The following is a 21,656-nucleotide window of genomic DNA, read 5'->3' on the forward strand; positions in this document are numbered from 1 at the left end:
CCCCGCTGGCCTCTTGGAAGGTGGCGATCCGGCCGGCCGCGTTGAAGGTGAGCTGGTCGCGGTGCAGGGTTTCGTAGGAATAGGTGGCGTCGGCGTTCTTGATCAGCCGCGCCGCGTTACCGGGGGGCGGGTTGTAGGTGCCGTCCGGCAGCTTGACGAAGACCTCGCCGTTGAGGCCTTGCTTGACGATCACGGTGTTGCCGATCAACTGGTCGCCGAACCAGCGCTGGCCCAGGGTGGCGATGACCATCTTGTCCAGCGGCTTGGCGGTATCGCTGAGGAGGTCGAGGGCCACCAGCTTTTCGACGAGGGTGGTCACCGCATCGAGGGCGGAGTCTTCGCCGAGGCCCTGGAAGCCGTCCGAATTCACCGTGGCGGACGCGGCGAGGTTGTGGGTCCAGCCCTTGCCCAGGGGGCCGGCCTGGGTGCGCAGGCCGGAGCTGTAGAGCTTCCGGAAGTTGAGCGCGTGCGGGAAGGCGCCCGTGCCGACGGTCATGTCCTCGTGGGCGTAGACGAAATGGCCCTTGGCCATGTCGATGGGGTCGTTGAAAAATCTCCCGATCGTTTGCAGCAGGCTGCCGTTTTGAGCCGGCATGCTGTTCTGTGTGGCCGCGGTGTAGGCCGGTTGAGACAACGATGTGGTCGAAAACCCGCCGGCCAGACCGCCGCCGATGATGGCGCCGATCCCCCAGCCGCTGGCGTCAGCCCGGATGTCGAAATACCCCACGCCCGACCAGCTGTTCTCGGCCAGATTGCAGCGGGTCGGCAGGATCAGGCGACGGCCGGCGTTGACTGCGTTCTGGAAGGTGCTGAGCCAGGCCGAACAGGCCACCAGGTTGGGCTGGACGACGCTCGTGTAGTTGGTCGATTTGGCATCGTAGATGCGGTCGTTGTTGGTCGCCGCGAGGTCGATCAATTTGACCGTGGAGACCGCACTGACGCCTGCGGTCTGCTGGACGGACGTGGATTCGAAGATGCTCGAGTGCATCGCGTCGCTGTAGAAGGCCGCGGCCTCCTTGGCGGCATTGGCCGTCTGGCTGACGACGCTCAGGAAGTTGCCGGGCAGGTCGACGTAGGGGGCGGTGTTGTAGCCGGCGATGCCGATCTGGTGGTGGAACAGGGTATTGGTTTGCGCCAGTCGGTCGGTGAGGTAGTCGGAGGCGTTGACCTGGGCGATCCAGGTGGACGAGAGCACCGCGAGGCTGGACCCCAGCACCAGCTCGGAGGTGTCGGCGGTGCCCGCCGCCTTGGCTTCATCCAAACGCTTCTGATGTAACTCCACCAGCCCTCGGCCCGCAGGCCCCCAGCCGTTGCCGACCAGGAACGTCCCGCCGGCCTTGATCTGCTGGGTGAACGCCTGATTGGCGAAGGTTTGCGCGTAGGCGCCATGGGTGATGGTGAAGCTCACCGTGCCGACCGTGCCGGGCGTTACCGCCGTGCCGGTGGCCTGGGCAGCGCCATCCAGCATGAGCACCGGCTGGTTGGAGGCGTTGTAGGTGATCGTCAGGCGTTTGCCGTAGATCGCATCCGAACTGTAGGTCTTGTCGATGCCCTGGTATTGGATCCTTAAGGTGGGTCTGTAATTGGCGGGGATGTCCGCGGTCCATTCGGTCAAGGCCACCGAGGTGTCCCGGTAGGGCAAGCCGGTCTGGCGCAGGCTGCCGCCGGTGTGGGGGTTGATGGTCTTGCCGCCGACTGCGTCGTCCACGGTGCCGGCGGGCAGGTTGGTGCGAAGATAGTTCGTCAGATTGGTCGCATAGGCGGTGAGATTGTTGCGGATGTTGGTGCGGTTGACGCCCTGGATATAGTCCGCGGTGATGGTCGCGCCGCTCCGCGCCTGGGTCAGATAGGTGGAGGCGTTGTAGCCGCTGGCCGTGGTCAGGTTGATGCCGGCCTTGATCGTGTGCGGCTTGAAGCTCGGATCGAAGTGGTAGGCGGTTCCGCCGAGGGTCGCTTTCACCCACACATGGTCGATCTTGATGCTGACTAGTGCCGCGGTCGAACCGGGACAACTGCCCGCCGCCGTGGCGGTTACCGAAGCGATCGGCACCTGGCCGTTGGCGAGCAGGTTCAATACGGCGCACACGTTCGAGGTGTCGATGCCGAGCCAGTCGTGGATCTGGGCGGCGGTCAGGTTGATGCGCCCCTTGACATAACTGGCGGTATAGCCGGCTTGACGCAGCAGCGACACCATGAGAGCCGCCTGGTCGAAGGCGGTGCCCTGGTTGTCCAGAATCGTCCCGAGCGCACCTTTCTGCACGCCCCATACCGGATAGTATTCGATGTTGTTGCGCACGTACTCGTAGATCAGGTCCGGATCGTTGCGCAGGGCGCGCGCCAGCTCGGTGATGGACGCCGGGCCGGCCGGGGCGGCATCGCCACTGACGCGCAGCGTGCTCAAGGGGGCGGTCGAGGTCTTGTCGGTTGTGGCCGGCTGGTTCAGGTCGGCGGGCACCGGCCGGGAGTGGATAGCCTGCTCGGATTCCTCGGGCGTCACCGGCGTGAAGATTGCCCGATTGAGGCCGGGCAACGACTCCACGGGCCGCACCGGTGCCTTCGCCGGGGCGCCGGGCTTGGCCTTGCCGAAGGCCGGACTCGACTCGTCCACCACCGCCGGCACGCCGCCGCCGAAACTGACGTTCCCGTCGGCCGCGAGCGGACCGCTGAGAACCGACAACGCCAAAAAAATCGACACGCTGAGCTGTCGCCACATCTTCCTATCTCCCCTAATGTGTCCGGTGAGGCCAACGCCCTCGAAAATGGATTCAATTCACGAAAATACGCCCGCAAGCCTCTGACCGGTCCAACTGACGTGGATCGGCCGCGAAGCTGACTTGAGACGTGGGAAAAAAACCGGATGGCGCGGCCGATCAGCTCGGCGCTCCGGTCACCAGATGGCTGGTGCGGTTGCCCGCCGCATCATAGCTGTAGGTGATGACCACCCCGTTGCTGTAGGTAGCGGTGATCACCCGCCCCAGCGTATCGTAGGTGTAGGTCACGGACCCGGCCCAGGCCGGGCCGGCCAGAGATGCCGCGACAGCGGCGCTTGCGATGATCGATGTGTTAGCCCTGGCGCCCAAACACGCCCCGGCCTTAAGAAGGCTGGAAAAGATTGACATCCTAGCGATTCCTTGTATCCCAGTAACAAAGCGTTCTGACAGCGAAGAGTCCTGTCAGACCGGTCTTTCCGGTCTCCTGGCTGGGAACGGCCACACCGTCTGACGGATTCCTAGCGCGCACAATTTTTCCAGTGGCCCCGGTCAGTCGCAAGTCGGAAAAGGCTGATTTTGGTGTGCGCTTTTACTGACAGTGTGTACGCATTGGCCGACACCGCGAGGCGATCACGGCCAACCGGGACTCAAAGCCGGCAGCTGGTTCTTTGAGAGGTATAGCAACTACGCTTTTCCACCAAAGCTGCGGTCTACGTGGCGATCTGTGACAGCGCCAGGCTCTTGTTTTCATTCGCGAGGCGATGAACTGCACGCAAGGTATTGACATCCTTCCCCGCCTGAAGTTGGGGATTCCCGAAGACAGACCTAGAGAGATTCATAGAATCTCCGCAAGGAAACCCCTGACTTGAGTCAGGGGAGGAATTGCGGGTGCGCGAAGCGCACCATGTGGTGTACACTGTATCGCATGGTCGAAGTAGTCACGAACCGTAATTGTGTTTACCAAACAGCCTACCATGTGATCTGGTGTCCGAAGTATCAGCGCGATGTGCTGACCGGAACGGTTGCTGAGGAAACGGGGGCAATGCTAGACGCGATTTGCATGGAACGGGGATGGCCGGTGATCTCCAAGGAGATTCAGCCGGATCACATCCACCTGTTTGTCAGCATCCCGCCTGCCATTGCCGTAGCCGATGCCGTCAAGGTGCTCAAGGGTGTCACGGCCCGCCGTCTGTTCCAGACGTTCCCGGCGCTGAAGAAGCGGCTGTGGGGCGGAAGCTTGTGGTCGCCGTCGTACTATGTTGGCACGGCGGGCAATGTCAGCGCCGAGACCATCCGTTGCTACATCGAACGTTCCGAGCATGTCACTAAGAGGCGATAAGCGATGATGCGCACGGCGTCGATCCGGCTGGAATTGAGCGCGGCGCAGGCCGACGCGCTCGCTCGCCTGCGAGCGTCTTACGCGGATGCGTGCAACCGTCTTGTTCCCATCGTGCGCGAGTACCGTCTGTGGAACCGCGTCGGTCTGCACCAGCGGACCTATACGATGCTGCGCGAAGCGACACCGCTGGGCAGCCAGATGTGCTGCAACGCCATCTTCTCGGTGTGCAAGGCGTACAAGGCGCAAAAAGAACTCGGTCGCATCAGGAAGGACGCGCCGGTTCCCGGAATCCGCTTCGACCGCGCCAGCGTCCACTTCGACAAGCGCACCTATTCCCTCAAGGGCGAGACGGTCTCGCTCTATACCCTCGATGGGCGCATTGAGGTGCCAATGCGCCTTGGCGAACACCAGCGCCGCATTCTCGAATCCGGCAAGCCGAAGGAAGCGGAGCTGGTCTTTCGCAAAGGGAAATGGTTTCTCAACCTCGTCGTCGAGTCTGGCGACGTTGAACCCGTGGCATCCGGCCCCGTGATGGGCGTGGATGTCGGAGAAAACAACCTCGCCGCCACCAGTACGGGCAAGGTCTTCGGCGGCGAGCATCTGCGCGACCGGCGCGACCGTTACCTTGCCCTGCGCCGTCGTCTTCAGTCCAACGGCAGCCAGAGCGCGAGACAAAAGCTCCGGCAGGTCTCCGGCAAGGAGGCGCGGCATGTGAAGCACATCAACCACGAAACGAGCAAGGCCATTGTTCAGGCGGCAATCCAGGCCGGTGTCGCCAAGATCACGATGGAAGACCTGACGCATATCTGGGAGCGGATCAAGGCGGGCAAGCGCATGCGTGGCCGCCTGCACCGCTGGGCATGGCGGCAGTTGCAGACCTTCGTCGAATACAAGGCGAAAGTGGCGGGCATCGCTGTCGAGTATGTCAGCCCGGCCTATACCAGCCAGACCTGCTCGTGTTGTGGAGGGTTGGGGAAGCGCTCGAAACACCGTTTCGAGTGCCCTCACTGTGGTCTCCGGGCGCACAGCGACTGTAACGCCAGCCGGAACCTTGCCCGGATTGGCGAGATCGCCGTCTCGCCAAGGGCGGCTGTAAATACGCCTGATGTCGGGAGTGTGGATATGGGCAACCATGTCTGCGCTTCACAATAAAGCCTGCGACTTCAGTCGCGGGTTATTTACGTTCTTGGTCCACGACCGACTAGACGCCAGCCGGTTCCCGTACCATGTTCAGGGCGGTGTCATGCCGCCCGTCCGCCGGAGCCTCAAGAACCAACGGACAGCACAAGCCTACCCAATCACGGATATTCATCGCGGCATTGGCGTCGGCGTGTGCCTGCCGACCGCAGCGTTCGCAACGGTAGGCGTGTTTCTTCCTGCGGTTGATATGCCCGCAGGCGTGGCACGTTTTGCTGGTGTAGGCAGCTGGAATCTTTTCAATGGCTATGCCCGCCAGTTGCGCCTTGTAGCCGGTAAAAGGCCCGGACGCCCGCGGTTCAACGGGAATCCGGTTTCATTCGTTATGCCGGCAGGCCGCAGGCCCGGCAATCAGAACAGCGACGTCCCTTTCGTCAGACCGCGAAAAAGACAGGCACGGTTCACACGTTGAGGAACGGCGCATGCATTGGCGCGCGTTCCCGATAACCGCTACAACAGACGGACTTACTCGCCGCCGTCATCGATGTCGCCATCCTCCACTCTACTTTGTTCAAGCCGTCGGCAGACCGCGACGATGATGCCCTCCATGGCTTCCCGCCAAGGGCCTATCATCCGGTACGGCCGTCCATTACGGCGATAGAAGGCGACCATCCCGAGCCGCTGCCGCAGCCAGGGATCGCGCTGAAAACGTTCCCGCATCAGCTGGACGTATGCCTCGTCGTCGCCCTCCCAGCCAGACGGCGGGGCGAACGGATTGCCCGGATAACCGCCCGGAGCCGTATCCACGAGCGTTGTATCGACGATGCCCATGTCTTACCCCTCCTAAGCGGCGCGCCGACCGGCCGATCGCGAGAACGGGAACCCGGACGGACCCTGTGTCACCAGAACGTCCAGCCAATCGACGCCCTCCCCTTCGGCTGGCCGGAACCGGTCCGGCAGCCAGATCTCGGCCGCCAGGCCGCGATCGGACATACGCTTCCGTAGTCCTTCCGCCGCCTCGAGGCCTGCGCGCTTGCCTTTTCGGAGCGGATCGTCGTCCGCCCAGATCAGGAGCGTGTCGATGCCTTCCGGCGGCTCGAACGATTTCATCAACGCCGCGTTGAGCGTGGCCCAGGTCGGAAGGCCCGTCGCCTCTTGCACGGCGAGGGCCGTCTCGATCCCTTCGGCCACCCCCAGCACGCGGTCCGGCGCGCCCAGCCGGATGGCCGCCCCGGACAGGCGTTTCCCGTCCGGAACCGGCATCAGCTTCTTCGGCGATTCGACCGGCGCTTTCCGGCCGTCGGGCGTCAGAAAGGTCCGATGAATCGTCACCGGTTCGCTGGCTGAGGACAAGACCAGGCCGAGCATGGCCGGGAACACGCCGACCAAGCGTCCGTCCTCGGTCCAGTACTGAAGCGCCGGATGGTACTTCAGGTGGGTCAGGTCGGACGCTCTAACGGCCAGTCCCCGATGAGCCAGATATCGGCGCATGGGCTCCGCATCCGGATGATCGACCGGCCGTGCGGCGCGCCAGATGGCCCGGAGGACTTCCCGGGTTCTCGCATCGTCCGTCTTGACGACCGGGCGCGTGGCTGGACGTCGGCGGACGGGCATGACCGGCTTCGTGCCGACCAGCCCTAGAACATTCGCCACGGCTTCGAGTGCGTCGGGGAAACTCCATCCCTTGAGCCACATCAGTAGCGAAAATCCGTCCGGATAGGCGCCGCAGGTGTTACAGACGCCGCCCCCGGTCTGTTCGACATCCCGATACAGCCGAAAGCCGTCGCGTCCGCCGTGGACAGGACACGGCACATGCCTTCCGGGCCTCGCTAAGGCGGCCTCCAGTTCCGGCGCGAGAGCACCCAGGACGGTCAGCCAGGCGCCGCGGGCCGCGTTCCGCACCTCCCAGGATTCCAGAGATGATCGAGTCGTCATGCTGTGTCTCCTCTTGAAAAAAGAAACCCCGCCATCGGGATTTCCTTCAACGTCCGCCGGGGCGCTGAAGGAAACCCCGGCGTACGGGGCGGATTGCTCGAAATCCACCCGGAGGAGACAGATTTCCCCTGACGGGGAGCGCGTCTCCCCCAGGGGGTCAGATGTTTGAAGGGCGTGGCGGCTGACCACGCGCAACGAAAGTACCGTTCGTTTGGGGATCGGCCGGTGGGTCCGGCTCAGATCCCCAAACTTTTGCGAACCGCTTGCCTGGCTTCCGGGTAAGGCAAGCCAGGGCAGCAATAACCTCTGAACGCAAGCACACGAATAACGGCCGCCTTATGCAGCAGCGTCATCCGGTCCGCATGATGACGCAACACGGCGACCAGATCGTCGGTTGACGACTTGCACGCCGCGACCACGAGACTGTGGAAACGGCGCCGGCGTTCTGATTGACTCATGACAGCCTCCGTTATTGGCAGGGGTCCGGGGGCGTCATCCCCGTCCGGGAACACGCGACCCCGGACGGGTTGATACAACGTCGGTGAGGTTAGTCGGCCCGCTTGAAAAACACGGCGGTGCCCGGTTTTCCTCGGCCGACGAAGGTTTTCCCGCTTCGGCGGAAGTAGAGACGCTGGCCGGTTCGAGAGGCTTCGGCGATGCGGTCGCCGGTCCACGTGGACACGATGATCGAACCGCCCAGTGCCTCGGCGGGGTAGAACACGGCGCCCTGACCGACCTCGCAGGTCTCGTCGAGCCCTTTGATTTCGGCTGCACTCAGGGCACGGTTGTGAAGCTCCGCCTCCCCGGGGATCACATCGACTCGCCCGAAGGTCGGTTCAAAAACACCGTGACCGGCGGCGACCAGAAGATAGCCGAGGCAGCGCTCGATCCCCTGATCCTCATAGGTGATCAACGAGCCTAAGTTGTGAAGCGCGGCTCGCGCCGGTGTCCGGCGTTTCTTAGATGTTTTCATGAAAAGCTTCTCCGATCGTTGAAAAACCGGAGAAGCGCTCCCACCGGGGAAGCGTTTCCCCGGTCGGGTGATGAAAATGGCCGTCGCGCGCCTGAAAAGGCGCTGCGGCTGTTACGGCTAGCGGAGTTCCCTACAGCAGACCGTGTTCAGCGAAGGAATAGACCGCGTCGGCACCGACGATGAAATGGTCGAGGACGCGGATGTCCAGCAGATTCAAGGCGGTTTTGAGCCGCTCGGTGATAGCCTTGTCCGCCTGGCTGGGTTCCGCCAAACCGGACGGATGGTTGTGACAGAAAATCACCGCCGCCGCATGGCAGTCCAATGCCATCTTGACCACCTCGCGCGGATATACGCTGGCGGCGTCGATGGTGCCGTAAAACAACTCCGAGAATGTGATCACTTTGTGTTGATTGTCCAGAAACAGACCGGCGAAGACTTCGCGGTCGTACTCGGCCAGTTTCAGCTGAACGGCGTCCCGTGCTGCATCCGGCGAGGTCAAGGCGGCTCCCCGCCGGAATTTGGCGGCGATGCGGCGTTTGGCCTCGGCGATGATGAGATCGGAATCGGCAGGAATGTAGTCCCCTATCCGATCGCGGATATATAGCGTTGTGCTCATGGGATTCTTCCTCAAAAATCGGAGAAACCCATGCCCCGTCGGAGATTGGGTCTCCCCGATGGAGATTGAACATCCGTCCTGCTTACCAGAACGGAGGATAAGGACTTACCGGGTCAGGCCCAGTAGAGTTCCCAGCAGAGTAATCGCATCCTTGTTTACGATCAGAATGGCGAACAGGAGCACCAGAAAATAGATGGTGAACTTCTTGTCCAACTGGACCAGGTCCGCCTTGGTTGCCATGCGCGGCTCCCAGCCGTCGATTCGGGCATCGACCCGACCGATTACGGCAAGTAATTCCCTGCGCAATGATTCAATGTCCTGATGCAGGCTTTCCTTTACCGAGAGGACGTCCTCCTTGCTCGCCAACTCCTTCCGCAGTTCCTCGATGATCTCCAGCTTTTTCTGCTGGGCAACCTCGATGCTGCGGTTTTCGATCAGCGTGAGGCTCGCCTCGATGGCATGCGCCACCTGGCGGCTGTCGTCATGCCCGAAGTGACGTTCTAAGATGTCGTAGATTTCGATCGGCAACGTCATACTTGTGCTCATTTTTGTGCTCCAATCAAAAACGGGAGCACAGCCCCCTTCGGGAAACCGGCTCCCGAAGGGACAACGAAAGTTTAACAACGCTACGTATTGCACGCGAGCCTAGGTTAGGCCGCGCGCGTATTCCGGCGTTCCTGCCGCCGGAGATAGAAAAATAACCGCTCGCGCAACTCGTCAGGGTCACACCCGCAGACGCGGGCACACGTGACGAAGCTGAACGGCTGTTCGTCGTTCGAAGCAATCCACTGAAAAATGGATTGCCGGGTCTCTTCGCCCACGCGGCTATCGCCCAGCGTATGCAGTGTCCGCTGAAGAATGTCTTCGTGGAGCTTGAAGACCGCCTCGTCCGTCAGGCCCCGGAACAGCTCGGCGGGATCTCCACCATTGAGCCCGCCGACGAGCAGCTTGGCCAGCTCGGACTCGCCTTTCCCCGGCCAGCGGCGAAAGACGATTTCAAGCGGCGGCAGCGAGAGGCCATGGTAGCGGCATACGGCCTCATATTCGCTCTCCGTGACGCCGAAGAGATCTTCCGCGATCGCTTCGAGTTTCTTGGCAAATGCTTTGGGTTTCATAACTAATCCCTCCTGCTAGCAAGCCGAAGGGATCAAGCCCCGTCAGGGAGCGATCTCCCTTCGGGGGTTGCAGATTCATCGCTCCGGGGTATCCTGAGTAACCGAACAAACCACGGAGCCTGTTGATGCCATTAAAAATGATCGAGGGCGGCAAACAGCATTACCTTGACGAGGCCTGGAAGGCGATCGAACAATTCGCGATCACCGGCGATCCTTCTCACATGGAAAAGCTCTACGAGATCGATGCGCTCATCGCCCCGCGAGGCCATCTCAGAGCTGTGCCTTTGCACGGCGATTGCCCGCTAAAGGTGTTCTGATGAACGAAAAACGTTTTCAGGTCTTCGACGGCACCAAACAACGCCGTCTTTTGGAAAGGCGCGCGCTGATGGCTTTCGATGTCCCCGACGAAGAATTCGAGGCCTTGCTGGAGAAACTACGCCCTCGTGGGCGTCTTACTCTCGCGTATTGCGCCGATTCTCCAGCCCCGCAACCTCAGATCGAGCTTGAAGCTCTTCTATGACCTTGCCGATCATCCAACGAAGATCTCGCTTCGTCTCGGAATCGATAAGCGTGCTACTGAGAGCTTGAAGTCTTGCTCGCTCTCGGTTGATTTCAGCGTCTGATGCTTCCTTTAAAAAGCGCAGATAAGTCGATACAAAGTCTTTATCCATGCGTTTCTCCTAGGGCTGCATACCACCGGAGAAACGCCGATCCCGGACCGGGAGGACGTCTCCCGGCGGGATGAATGTTGAATTGACAGCGGGATGTTCCCGCAGGCGTCGGATTACCGGTCTTGACGTATCCGGTTCGGAGAAGGTTCGTTTCCCCGCCGCCTTATGGCGGAACGCCTGCCGAAGGCAGGAGTCAACGCCCGTCGAAACGAGCGCATGAACAATCGGCTTTTCCGCTGGCCTCGTTCACACAAGATCAGTGGAAAAGGGATCACGGGTATTCGGAATGAATCCGCAGGGCAATCAGGCTTAGCTGGCCGCTCGAGTGGACACGTAGGGAATGGCGAAAGGCGGCTAACCCCTCGCGGGACGCGGGAACTGGACTTCGAAAGAAGTTCGGGAACGACGGGTTACGTCTATAGCCCTAGGGAACGATTTCCCCATGGCTGGCATCGGGCTGTTTTGTTTGAGACCCCAGCTAGGTCTGCCGCGACGGCAAGCGCCGAGACGGGTCTAATTTTTGTCTCTAAATTGATCGGCTGTCAATCAGTCTGAACTCCAGATTTTTGCCGCGATACGCCCATGGACCACGATCAAAGCTACAAATTGCTGTTCTCCCACGCCGAGATGGTGGCGGACCTGTTGCGGGGATTCGTTCGCGAAGACTGGGTGCAGCAGTTGGATTTCGATAGTCGCGAGAAGGTCAACGGCAGCTATGTGGCCGACGACCTCCGGGAGCGGGAAGGCGATGTCATCTGGCGGGGGCGTTGGGGCCGGGAGTGGCTATACGTCTATCTGCTCATCGAGTTCCAATCGACGGTTGATCGCTACATGGCGGTTCGCATTCTGGTCTACCTGGGGTTGCTCTACCAGGATCTCGTCCGGACCGGACAACTTGCCGGCGAAGGGCGGTTGCCGCCGGTCTTGCCGATCGTCCTCTACAACGGCAACCCGCGTTGGAGCGCCCCCATCGATATCGCCGATCTTATCGTGCCGGTTCCGGGCGGATTGGAGACTTACCGTCCTCGGTCGAGGTATTTCCTGCTGGACGAAGGCCGCTATGCCGAGAGCGAACTCGCGCCGCTCCGAAATCTCGCCGCGACGCTGTTTCGACTGGAAAACAGCCGGACGCCGCAAGACGTGGAACGGATCCTCGCGGCCTTGGTCACCTGGTTACGGGCGCCGGAACAGAGCTCTCTGCGGCGGGCCTTCACGGTCTGGCTGAAACGGGTATTTTTACCGGGCCGGTTGCCGGGGGTAGAATTGGGCCGTATCAACGACTTGCAAGAGGTACAGAGCATGTTGGCGGAACGCGTCACCGAATGGACGGAAGAATGGAAACGCCAAGGCCGGCTGGAAGGCGAAGCGGCGTTATTGTTAAGGCAACTCGAGCAACGCTTTGGCCCCTTGAACGAGGCCGATCGGACTCGCGTGAGCCGAGCCGATGCCGAGACGTTGCTCCATTGGGGTGAACGGGTGCTGACGGCGCAGGCCATTGAGGACGTGTTTGATCTTTGATGCTGCCTCGTATCCGTTTAATCGTGTGTAGAGCGGAAGGCTTCTTGGGACGCTTGTACAGTCCCGCGAAACGGTGAGTGTTCTTTTCTGCTTTGGAGTAGCAGACCTCAAGTTATCCGCACTCTTGGAGGGATTATCGTGAATGTCAATACCGAAACCTTTCCACGACGTCACCGGATCACCGTTGAGGAATTTCACCGCATGGGCGAAGCCAGCATCTTTTCCGAAGACGACCGGGTAGAGCTCATCGAGGGTGAAATCATCGACATGGCGCCGATCGGGACCAAACATGCAGAGACGGTACGAAAACTCATTCGTATTTTGGCGGGCAAACTTCCCTCACAAGCGCTGCTGGATGTGCAAAATCCCGTACTCATTAACAGTGGTAATGAGCCCCAGCCGGACGTTACGGTTGTCAGAAATAGAAGTTACATCGATGCCCACCCAGGCCCAGAAGACGTTTTGCTTTTGATCGAGGTGGCCGACTCCTCGCTCACCTACGACCGTTCGGTCAAGATTCCCCTGTATGCCCGTCACGGTATCCTGGAAGTCTGGTTGGTGGATCTTGAAAACCGGGCCGTCGAGGTGTTCCGGGAACCGTCTGCCGACGGCTACCGAGACGTGCAGCGATACATTCCGGGCGAACGTCTGACGCCTTTGGCGCTTCCGGAGATTGATGTCGATCTCGTGGAACTTCTTGGTTGATGCCTGCTGCACCTGTTGAAGGAGCGGGAACCCTCTGCTCAGGCCCGCAACCTTTCGAATTGGGTCAACCACCATACTGAGAAACGCACCGCTTCGAGACAGTCCTTGCGAAACGGTTCAGAGAACCCTGGCTTCCATTTCCGCAAACGTTCCTCTAGCAACCCTTCGCAACTGGTTTTCAGACAGATAAAAACTCGTTACCGTTTTTTACACACTCACGCGTGCCGCTTGAATTGGAGTCACGCGGCTTGCAGACTGAACCCAAACGAACGATCAACAATCAGTTGAGCCGTTTCGTCTCGGTAGTGCCGAATCGAGACGCGCATCCCCTTCTCCCAATCAATGCCAGAACGGCGACATTCTTCGAACAGCTGTTCGGGACTCCAGACTAACCAGTCATTCGATACCCGTGGAATGGTTTGAACAAAGCTGCTCCGATCTACCCACCGAAATTCCCCATTGCTCGGCAATAGAAAAAAGTATCGCTCCTCTTCATTGACACTCACGTCAAACGAATCGTCTTGCTCCCGCAAAGGGTACTCATCATATACAGACTGGCTGATCCACCAGGGTGTCACTGCGTCCACGTCGAACAAGCGCCTCGCCGCGAGATCAAGCACTCGACGAATGCTTTTATTGTCCAGTTCCGAGAACAGGTGGCCGTCGAACATCAGACCCGCATTGATAACGCGTAAGCTGTCCCAGTTCAGCAACGCCTTTAGATCGTGAGACGGATAGGCTTCATCGCCGACTTCGAAGCCGGGCCTGTGGAAGACTTTCTTTTCGCCCTTCGCCCAGCGATAGTTGTATTGCAAAAGTGCGATATTCGGCTCGCGGATCTCGCTGCGCCGGTGACGGTTGACGCGGCCAGCGGTTTGCACGATGGAGCGAGTGCTGGAAGGTTCGATTACCGCCCAATCGAAATCGTGATCTCTGCCAATTTCCTCGACCGGTGTCGCCACGACGATGAACGGTATATCCGTACTTTCATTGGCGGATAGTAGCTCGAAGAGCTCGGCGTCCTTCTCGATTCGATCATTTCCTCGCTTTCGGTTCAACAACCCGTCCAACCGCTTTTCCTTGAGAAAACGTTGAATCGTGTTATCTTGCGAGTGGTAGCAGGCGACCCGCGCATGCGGCAGATTGGTTGCGAGGAACCTCGCCATAGCGATAGCCGACCCGATATTGGCAATGCGCACGAGGCCGAAGGAGATGCGTTTGCCAGTAGGGCCATGAATCCAGGCATGGACCCGGTGAAGCCGGTTGACGCTTTCAAGAATGGCGGACCGCCACGCGTCGGTGGATTGCTCCTCAATCGTTTGCAAGTAAGGGATACGTTCCGAACGTTTGCCGAGTGCGGGCCGAATGTGGCTGATTTGGTCACGGTAGGATTCCAAAAAATCCGCTTCCGCGCCGGTTTCGATGATCTTTGGCACCGTGTAGTTGTCGATAAAGGCATAACCGAACGCCGGAACGGTACCCGTCAGGGCTGCTCGCAACCTCGCGCCGCTGTGATAGGCCGTGTAAATCGCCATCGCTACCGGTTCTGCCAGGGTGGCGGTAGAGCAGATGACATTACGCCCAAACAGGGCCGCCATCTGGACCAAGCGCAATATCGCTACAAGTGGCTGTGGGTCATAGCTATCCACCTCGTCCAGGACCAGGTCACTGTCAGCCAGTCGCAATAGGGCCGAGACGTGATGTCCCTGGCGGTGCGGCATGCCGGCTGCCGCGAGAAAGTCCACCGTCGACACCAGGATCGGTGCGCCCACGACGGCACGGAATGCGGGTTTGTGTTCGGCAAACCGTTCAAGCCAACCCGGAATAGTGAAATCCTCCCCGGAAGCTTCCAAGTCCGGCTCCGCTTCGTTGCCGTCCGTATCCGCCTCCTCTTGCCGCTGCGACTCATGCAACGCCAGGGTCACCTTATCGCCTATGATGCAGGCCATTTCGTCTGTGCCAATTTGCAACTGGGTTCTGAATGCGTCACCGGTTTGTAGGGTAAGCGTGCGCAGGTTAAGCGCCACGGCAAAGCGAACCTGCCCCTGCGCTAATACAGTGGCTGCACGCGCGTTCATGCGGGTCTTGCCGCTGCCGGTGCCTGCGATGTTGAAGACCAGCATCGGTTGGTCGGAGCGCTCCCGGAAAGCTGCCAACGCCTCGGCGGCACGGTTTTGCCAAAGGTAAGGCGCTTCCGCGGGTTGACTGATAGCCTCTACGGCTTCTTCCGAAAGCCCTGGCAGGCGCAGCGTCGCAATGCGGTAAGCGGCGTCACCGGCGGCGTGGGCCACTTCCTGAAGATGCCAGTCCAGAGGCTGGCTGAGGCGGCCCTCATGAGTATTGGCATACAGTTCCGATTCCCCGGTTTTCGGCTGAGCCGAAATCACATGATCCGCCAGAATGAGGCTCGCACGGGCAATGATCGCCACGACACGCCAATAAGCGCGGTCCTTGTCCGGCGCCAGCTTCTCCACGCGCTTGATCAGATTCCGGACGGCATCGAACAGTTTGGACGACAGAGGCGCTTTCGGCAAGAGTCCTTGGCGATCCAGCGGCTCGCCGGAAAAATGGTTGGTATGGTCTGGAGGAAGCGCCTTTTTCCCCTTCGGTCCCAGCAGGCGATGATGGGTGGCTACCAGATAATCGAGGGCCGCCCAGGCGGATTCGATGCCCTCCTCCAAGGCGTTCGATTCCAACCAAGCTCGATTCCCCACCTTTTCCCATGCATCGTCCCAGGAGTTTCCAGCCCGCATTGCTTGCAGCACGCGCATGGAGATCCACTCGTGACGTATACAGTCCGTCTTGCAGCTCGCCTCGCTCAACTTCTGCTGAAATAGCCGAGACGCCTTACCGAAATCGTGGCACCAACCTGCGGCTTGGGCCAGCAGCGAAGCCATCCGCACCCAGTCAGCCACCGGCGCCTTGATTTTCACCGTCGTCGTACCCAGCGGATAATGCCCGTCCGGACCGAAGGCGTCCCGCGAACCGACGACCCACAACAGTTTCATCCGCATCCGCCCGTCATTGCGATAGCAAGCTACGGCCGTTTGGCGGGTGGCCGAGCGTTTTAGAGCCGCGCGTACTTCCCGCAAGCCCTCAAGCGTAATCGGCGAAGCCCAGGCGCGCTCGCCAGTCCGGAGCGCGTAGCTGTCCAGTATGGCGCGGGTTCGCTTGAGCGCTTTTTTCTCGCATGCGGATATGAACAACACATGCACCGGTTTATTCCTCTATTCGATAAATGACCGGCCAGACAGCGTCAGCACTGGCAGGTTCGTCCGAGAAGCGTCGGAAGTATTCGAAGATGCCCCGGCGGGGCAGCGACACAACATCGTCTTGAATCCCTAATTCATGAGCCAGGGCTTCACGTTGGTCCCTCGTCAAGCGGGGGTCAAATCGGACTGGAATCGCGTCCAGCCGATCCTCTCCCGACTGGCGAACAATATCGTTCGGCAGTGCCGCGTCGGACGCTTCGGCGTCGAAGACACGCGGCAGTACGAAGGTCCTGACAGGATAGCCGGGTGCCTCCAAATCCTGAGCGACGATCCGCCATTGATCCCCCAGGCGTTCCAGCCCAGCCGGATAAATCAGCCGCCAGCGCGCTGTTTCGCCCCGCCGCAATCCAACATAACAAATCCGCACCGGCCGCTGCCAAACGATGGCCTTTACGATTTCCGTTAACGCACCGGACTTCTGCGGTGCCGCTGCTGTCCAGCGAATTCGCTCTACCGGCAGTTCCTGCTCCCGCAACCCCGTGTGACGGAACTCCAGCCAGCCGTTTTCCAGGCATTCTATCAGTTGGGTTTCTTGAGCTTCCGGCGGTATCTCCGGTTCTTCTCTGAGCCGTACTGCTTTGCCGGTGCGCTCGAGCGTTCGTGGCCAATGGGTGGCCGCGTAGTCCATGGCCAGCGTGGCCTTCGTGGTGCCGATCCGATCAAACGCCTCTAGTACGTCCCGCCGAGTCACATATCCGAAGCGAACCGCTCGACGCAAAACGAATAAGTGCACGTCATCAGGCGAACGGTAAGTGGCAATTTTCATGGTGTCACCTTATAAATCAGATATACATAAATCGTACATTCAATGGCTTGACATTGAAAATCAGGATAAATATGATCCAAAAGATATACGTCATTCGTACTTTTCTGGGAATAATTTCTTATGACGGATGTATCCAAGACCTCCAAAGAATCAGGGAAAGAGGACTGGAAGCCATTCACCTCATCGGATTATCGAGACGTCGCCCAAAAGCTGGTGCACTTTTCCGCGAAGGGAGTGAATTCCAACGCAAGCGCCTGCGGTATTCGGCTCGACAGCGGCGCAGGACTGCGCTTGCCCTATGTGTCGGTGCGGTGCTTGATGACGCGCGGCCGAACCATAGACACGGACTACACCAAGAACACCGGAAATACCGCCACAGTCGTCAAACAGATCCACAAGCTCGCCAGCGGCGAGCACGATCAGGATACTCGTGAAGCTCAAAGCCACTTGGCGGCGATCGCGCACGCCTTGAGCACGGGGTACCAAGAAGGAACCGACAGCGTTTCACCGCGACTCCGGCAGCTGTTGCTCCCGAGAGGAGTGGATTATGTCGCCATCAGTCCGCTACCGAGTGGCGGCCTGAGTCGGGAAATTAACCGGCGGGTGCAGGCTCATCTCGAGGCGCTCAAGAACGCCGAGCAGAGTGAAAGAGAGCCCGAAGTCCGTTCGGGTTTTCCGCGGTGGTCTCTAAGCCGACTGGGCATCGGCGGCGCCAACCCGCAGAATGTCGGTGCCTTGGTCCGGGACATGCAGACCGCCCTTCTTTTCGATGCCCCAAAAGAAAACCCTGAAATTCGGGCGGCTTATGCCATTCACTACAAAGGAATTCGCCTTGGACTACCACGCCAATCGATGGCGGCTTGGCGCGATTGGCGGGAAAAGGCCAAGGCCGAGAACGGCGGACGCATTCCCACCGACATGGCTCATCGCGATGCCGAGTGCGCACTGATAAAGGCGATCGGTCGGGCGGTGCTGAACCAGGGCGCTAAAGCGCTTCGCCGATTGGGGGAGAGGCGCGATGACCTGCCCGGTACCGGTCTGCTGTCGGACCAACTGCAGGACGGTGTCATTCGCGGCCTGATCGATCCCGCGGAACGCGGCAAGGACTGGCCCCGTCAATTTGGAGCGCGGGTTGCGCGCGCCATTGGCGCTTATTCATTCGGCGAAAAAGAAGGCGTCATCGCGTTGGACGGCGGCTCCCTTGACACGATCGCTCGCTGGATCGAGGAGGAAGCCCGATGATTTTCGAATACCTGCTCCTGCCACGCCTCGAAGTGCAAACGGCCAACGCACAGTCCGCCTGGTGGCTGATCAATTGCACACCGGTAATGGCCGTCGCCTTATTCACCCATAATCTTGGCCGGCACGTCGGCGTTTTTCCCCATGGGGTCGGGATCGTCCATCATGATGCCCAGCTGCTGGGTGAGCGCTTCTTCGGACAGTTTCTGCCCCAACAACGCCGCGGTGCCGTATTCATTGACAAGCACGATTACTCGTCCAAGAACAAGAACGCGCTTTCGCTACAGCCCACCGCCTCCTGTCATCTTACGCTTTCGTTGCTGCTGGCTTTCGACAGCCGGGAGGGTCTGCCCTCGCCATCAAAGGTCGAAAGATTCCTCGTCAACGCGCGGTTGGCTGGCGGCCAAATCATCAGCCATGGCAAGCCCAAGCCGCTGAATACACGAGATGAAATCCAGACCGCTATTCGGACCGGCTATTGGATTGTCGAACGGACCGACTTGTTGGAAATGTCGGACGAACAGGGCGATCCACTCGATGCCCTCATTCAAGCCTGTACTCGGTTCCGTCAGCGCGAGAACGGTGCGTCGTCCGTCACGGACCAAGCCGATGTCCTTGACACTTGGATTGTCCCCACCACGTTGGGCTACGCCACACTCACCGAATTCGCCGCCCGCAAAGGGGCACGCGAGGGCTACCTCCATGCGTACGCCGAGCCTCTAGTGGGGCTCGTGCAATACGTTTCCGTTCATCGCCTCGCCGACAGGCCCCTGCCCCTATGGCGCTACGCCTGGCCGCGCGAAGACGTCTTTATCGTTACCCAGAAGGAGAGTTGATCCATGACCGATACGGTATTCAAGAAGCTGCCGGGCGTTCTTTCGTTCCAACGCGGCATCGTCATATCCGATGCCCCGTTTTATAACGAAATTGGTGGCCAGTTCGAACAGTACCTGGTTTATGTGATCCGGCACGGTATTCGAGGTACGCAGAATATCAATAAGAGCGGCAACGGCGAAACCGCCGTAGCGGCAGAAGCCAAACGGCAGGAAATTTCCAACATCCAAACTACCGACTCTGCCAAATTGGCCCCAGATGCGGATGCCTTGATCGTCCGGTTTTCCCTGCGTTTCCTTGATTTTTCCAAGGCTCTTTTCGCCTGCGCACCGGGCGCCAAGGACACCGAAGCCGAAATTGCCGCGTTACGCCAAAGCATCGACGGGTTCATCGACCGTGCCAAGACCAGCGATGGCATCCTCGAAGTGGCTCGCCGTTATGCCCGCAACATCGCCAATGCCCGCTGGTTGTGGCGCAACCGTCTGATCGCCCGTACCGTAACGGTTACGGTGAACCACGATGGCAAGCATCTAGCCACGATTGATGCCTTACGGGTGCCTCTCGGACGTTTTGATGACTATTTGGAAGATGAAAAAAACGTGGCACACGTGATCGTTGAAGGTTTGCGCGGCGATGTTACCGCGACACTGGATATCCTGGCCCGCGTCGAATTCGGCGGCAAAGGGGCGATCGAAGTTTTCCCCTCGCAAAATTACATCGAAGACAAGCCGAGAGGATTCGCCCGTTCGCTGTATTGTCTGGGCGCGCCGGAACGCGCGGACAAAACCACCGGTATCCGCCGTATGGGTCATGCCGCGCTGCGCGACCAGAAAATCTCGAATGCCTTGCGCACCATCGACACCTGGTACCCTGACTTTCCGACCTTCGGACGACCGATTCCGGTCGAGCCCAACGGCGCCAATTTGGAAGCTCAGACGTTTTTCCGCGACGCGAAGAAAATCTCAGCCTTCGATATGGTGAAGCGCCTGAATCAACTCGATCCTTCCTCGCCAGACGGCATGTTCGCTATCGCGAGTCTGATCCGGGGTGGCGTTTTCTCGGAAAGCGGAAAATGAATCCTCGCCATTATCTCGACTTTATCATCGAACCGAAGGTCGACGACGGCGATCGCACGCAAAGGCGCGCCGCTGGCGTGCCCGCCGCTGTCGTTGCCGGCGCTGCACTTCGGGTTTTGCACGGTGCCTTCAAAGAACGGCCCGGACGGTACGCCCTCGCCCTGCCCCGTTACGCCGACCGGCCCTTTTCCACATTGCGCGTCTTCGCCGGGGAGCGCGATGACTTGGACGAATTGGTGCAAGCCGTGGAAAGTCATCCCGTCATCCGGGATTACATCCAACTCGGGTATCCACGAAAGGTCCCGGTCGATTACGATGGGACCTGGACGGAATTCAGGCGTTACCGAATTCCCGCTCGTCGATCTTGCCGGAAACCTGACGATGATCTCAGGGAACGGCGGATGCAGCGGGCACAGACTGAACGGTTGCCCTTTTTCATCATGCACAGCCAAAGTACAGGGCAGCAGTTTGGTCTGTACGTGGAAATCCGGCCAGCGGCCCGTCCCTCATCAGACGGGATTCCGGACAGCTATGGTCTGTCTGTGACCACGCGGCCGTTCGCGTTGCCGGATTTGCGATGAAACCCCAAATCAAGCCGCGCTCCATCCTCCTTTCCAAGCGAGCCAATGTGTTCTATCTCGAACACGTACGGGTCATGCAGAAGGATGAGCGGGTGGTGTATCTCACAGAGACCGGTGAAGATGTAGAGCGGTTCTTCAACATACCCGAACGCAATACAGCGTTTGTGCTCCTTGGCAAGGGCACCTCCATCACCGATGCCGCCGCTCGCCGCTTGGCCGATGCCAACGTGCTGGTCGGATTCTGTGGTTCCGGCGGGTCGCCACTTTTTTCCGTGACCGATATCACCTTCCTGGCGCCACAAAGCGAATACCGTCCAACAGAATATATGCAGGCCTGGGTAAAGGCCTGGTTCGACGAGCCGCGCCGTTTGAAAATGGCGAAGCACATGCTGCGGCAACGGCTGGAATGGACATTGGAAGCCTGGTCGGATAATGCAGAACTACTGAAACGCCATGTCACAATTCCTGATAGCTTGCTACGGCGTTTCGACGCCGATGTCGGCGCTGCTGAAAGCACCCAGGCACTGCTCCTAGCCGAGAGCCACTGGGCGAAAGCCCTGTATGCGGAGCTGGCGCGCGGTCTCAAATTGGAGTTCCGACGGGAAGAAGGCAAAGGGACACGGGAAACCAAGGCGGATGTCATCAACGGGTTTCTCGATCATGGCAACTACATTGCCTACGGTTATGCGGCGACGGTTCTGAACGGCCTGGGTATCAGCTTTTCGTTACCGCTGCTGCATGGCAAAACTCGCCGTGGTGCGTTGGTCTTCGACGTGGCGGACCTTGTGAAAGACGCATTTGTGATGCCCGCGGCCTTTCTCATGGGTGCGAAGAAGGTTAAACAACAGGACTTTCGTAGCGCCTTGATCGAGACCTGTCAAAAACAGGAAATCCTCGACCGCCTTTTTACCTTCGTTTCTGAGCTTCCGCAAAAAAGCCTTTAAAATCAGCCTCATGCATGGATTAAATGGAAGTAATCCCTGTAACCGGATTTTTCATTTAACTTCATGACTAAAAAGGAGATTTATTGAAAATTCTTGAGTGTTCCGCCGAGTAGGCGGCTTAGAAAGTTCCTCGTTGAAATTTTCAGGGCTCGCACGTGTGTTCCGCCGAGTAGGCGGCTTAGAAAAATGTCAGACGGTGTTTGTTCATGTAAAACCTGTGTTCC

Annotated in this window: 22 protein-coding genes; 11 read left to right on the plus strand and 11 right to left on the minus strand. The window is 59.5% G+C overall.

Annotated elements, in window-relative coordinates; genetic code table 11:
- A partial coding sequence (locus ABJK70_RS06390; protein ID WP_347257585.1) for a DUF6531 domain-containing protein occupies positions 1-2,713 on the minus strand: 2,713 nt, incomplete at its 3' end.
- A gap of 157 nt (positions 2,714-2,870) precedes the next feature.
- Positions 2,871-3,119: an RHS repeat domain-containing protein gene (locus tag ABJK70_RS06395; RefSeq protein WP_086133848.1), complete on the minus strand. Its 249-nt coding sequence runs from the start codon at positions 3,117-3,119 to the stop codon at positions 2,871-2,873.
- 517 nt (positions 3,120-3,636) lie between these two features.
- Between ABJK70_RS06395 and tnpA the strand changes: the two genes are divergently transcribed.
- Together tnpA and ABJK70_RS06405 are read left to right on the plus strand one after the other, a co-directional pair.
- On the plus strand, positions 3,637-4,050 hold the full coding sequence (tnpA, locus tag ABJK70_RS06400; protein WP_086133849.1) for an IS200/IS605 family transposase: 414 nt from the start codon (positions 3,637-3,639) through the stop codon (positions 4,048-4,050).
- Positions 4,051-4,053: 3 nt separating this feature from the next.
- A complete protein-coding gene (locus ABJK70_RS06405) occupies positions 4,054-5,202 on the plus strand; it encodes an RNA-guided endonuclease TnpB family protein (protein WP_086133850.1) in 1,149 nt (382 codons plus the stop codon).
- Between the two features lie 510 nt (positions 5,203-5,712).
- Here ABJK70_RS06405 and ABJK70_RS06410 read toward each other — a convergent pair.
- The 7 genes from ABJK70_RS06410 to ABJK70_RS06440 all read right to left on the minus strand — a co-directional run bounded on the left by ABJK70_RS06410 (position 5,713) and on the right by ABJK70_RS06440 (position 9,826).
- On the minus strand, positions 5,713-6,018 hold the full coding sequence (locus tag ABJK70_RS06410; RefSeq protein WP_086133852.1) for a hypothetical protein: 306 nt from the start codon (positions 6,016-6,018) through the stop codon (positions 5,713-5,715).
- 12 nt (positions 6,019-6,030) lie between these two features.
- Positions 6,031-7,122 (minus strand): toprim domain-containing protein, encoded by a 1,092-nt coding sequence (locus ABJK70_RS06415; RefSeq protein WP_139841045.1) that lies wholly within the window; start codon positions 7,120-7,122, stop codon positions 6,031-6,033.
- 236 nt (positions 7,123-7,358) lie between these two features.
- A complete protein-coding gene (locus ABJK70_RS06420) occupies positions 7,359-7,580 on the minus strand; it encodes a hypothetical protein (protein WP_347257586.1) in 222 nt (73 codons plus the stop codon).
- A gap of 89 nt (positions 7,581-7,669) precedes the next feature.
- A complete protein-coding gene (locus ABJK70_RS06425; protein WP_086133855.1) occupies positions 7,670-8,095 on the minus strand; it encodes a hypothetical protein in 426 nt (141 codons plus the stop codon).
- Positions 8,096-8,225: 130 nt separating this feature from the next.
- On the minus strand, positions 8,226-8,711 hold the full coding sequence (radC, locus tag ABJK70_RS06430; protein WP_347257587.1) for a DNA repair protein RadC: 486 nt from the start codon (positions 8,709-8,711) through the stop codon (positions 8,226-8,228).
- 105 nt (positions 8,712-8,816) lie between these two features.
- Entirely contained in the window at positions 8,817-9,257 is a 441-nt protein-coding gene (locus ABJK70_RS06435) for a hypothetical protein (RefSeq protein ID WP_139841046.1), read from the minus strand.
- A gap of 104 nt (positions 9,258-9,361) precedes the next feature.
- On the minus strand, positions 9,362-9,826 hold the full coding sequence (locus tag ABJK70_RS06440) for a hypothetical protein (RefSeq protein ID WP_086133858.1): 465 nt from the start codon (positions 9,824-9,826) through the stop codon (positions 9,362-9,364).
- A gap of 125 nt (positions 9,827-9,951) precedes the next feature.
- On the opposite strand from ABJK70_RS06440, the gene ABJK70_RS06445 reads away from it, so the two are divergent.
- From ABJK70_RS06445 to ABJK70_RS06460, 4 genes are all read left to right on the plus strand, one after another.
- Positions 9,952-10,143, plus strand: a complete 192-nt coding sequence (locus ABJK70_RS06445; RefSeq protein WP_139841047.1) for a hypothetical protein — start codon at positions 9,952-9,954, stop codon at positions 10,141-10,143.
- Positions 10,143-10,346 (plus strand): hypothetical protein, encoded by a 204-nt coding sequence (locus tag ABJK70_RS06450; protein WP_086133860.1) that lies wholly within the window; start codon positions 10,143-10,145, stop codon positions 10,344-10,346. The genes ABJK70_RS06445 and ABJK70_RS06450 overlap by 1 nt, the downstream gene beginning before the upstream one ends.
- A 733-nt stretch (positions 10,347-11,079) precedes the next feature.
- Positions 11,080-12,015, plus strand: a complete 936-nt coding sequence (locus tag ABJK70_RS06455) for an Rpn family recombination-promoting nuclease/putative transposase (RefSeq protein WP_347257588.1) — start codon at positions 11,080-11,082, stop codon at positions 12,013-12,015.
- Between the two features lie 138 nt (positions 12,016-12,153).
- Positions 12,154-12,720, plus strand: coding sequence for a Uma2 family endonuclease (locus ABJK70_RS06460; protein WP_347257589.1), 567 nt, complete (start codon positions 12,154-12,156; stop codon positions 12,718-12,720).
- Between the two features lie 239 nt (positions 12,721-12,959).
- Here ABJK70_RS06460 and ABJK70_RS06465 read toward each other — a convergent pair whose 3' ends face one another.
- On the minus strand, positions 12,960-15,935 hold the full coding sequence (locus ABJK70_RS06465; RefSeq protein ID WP_347257590.1) for an HD domain-containing protein: 2,976 nt from the start codon (positions 15,933-15,935) through the stop codon (positions 12,960-12,962).
- A 4-nt stretch (positions 15,936-15,939) separates the two neighbouring features.
- On the minus strand, positions 15,940-16,758 hold the full coding sequence (locus tag ABJK70_RS06470; protein ID WP_347257591.1) for a WYL domain-containing protein: 819 nt from the start codon (positions 16,756-16,758) through the stop codon (positions 15,940-15,942).
- Positions 16,759-16,878: 120 nt separating this feature from the next.
- Between ABJK70_RS06470 and ABJK70_RS06475 the strand changes: the two genes are divergently transcribed.
- The 5 genes from ABJK70_RS06475 to cas1f are packed head-to-tail and all read left to right on the plus strand — an operon-like array spanning position 16,879 to position 21,432.
- Positions 16,879-18,000: a type I-F CRISPR-associated protein Csy1 gene (locus tag ABJK70_RS06475; RefSeq protein ID WP_347257592.1), complete on the plus strand. Its 1,122-nt coding sequence runs from the start codon at positions 16,879-16,881 to the stop codon at positions 17,998-18,000.
- Complete coding sequence (locus ABJK70_RS06480; RefSeq protein ID WP_347257593.1) at positions 17,997-18,833, plus strand: type I-F CRISPR-associated protein Csy2; 837 nt, start codon at positions 17,997-17,999, stop codon at positions 18,831-18,833. Before ABJK70_RS06475 ends, ABJK70_RS06480 begins: the two co-directional genes overlap by 4 nt.
- Positions 18,834-18,836: 3 nt before the next feature.
- The gene (gene csy3, locus ABJK70_RS06485; protein ID WP_347257594.1) at positions 18,837-19,907 is read left to right on the plus strand and encodes a type I-F CRISPR-associated protein Csy3; all 1,071 of its coding nucleotides are present in this window, start codon (positions 18,837-18,839) and stop codon (positions 19,905-19,907) included.
- Complete coding sequence (gene cas6f / locus ABJK70_RS06490; protein WP_347257595.1) at positions 19,904-20,488, plus strand: type I-F CRISPR-associated endoribonuclease Cas6/Csy4; 585 nt, start codon at positions 19,904-19,906, stop codon at positions 20,486-20,488. Before csy3 ends, cas6f begins: the two co-directional genes overlap by 4 nt.
- A complete protein-coding gene (gene cas1f, locus ABJK70_RS06495) occupies positions 20,485-21,432 on the plus strand; it encodes a type I-F CRISPR-associated endonuclease Cas1f (RefSeq protein ID WP_347257596.1) in 948 nt (315 codons plus the stop codon). The genes cas6f and cas1f overlap by 4 nt, the downstream gene beginning before the upstream one ends.
- Positions 21,433-21,656 lie beyond the last annotated feature (224 nt).

Source organism: Methylocaldum sp. (assembly GCF_039794385.1).
Lineage (GTDB): Bacteria > Pseudomonadota > Gammaproteobacteria > Methylococcales > Methylococcaceae > Methylocaldum.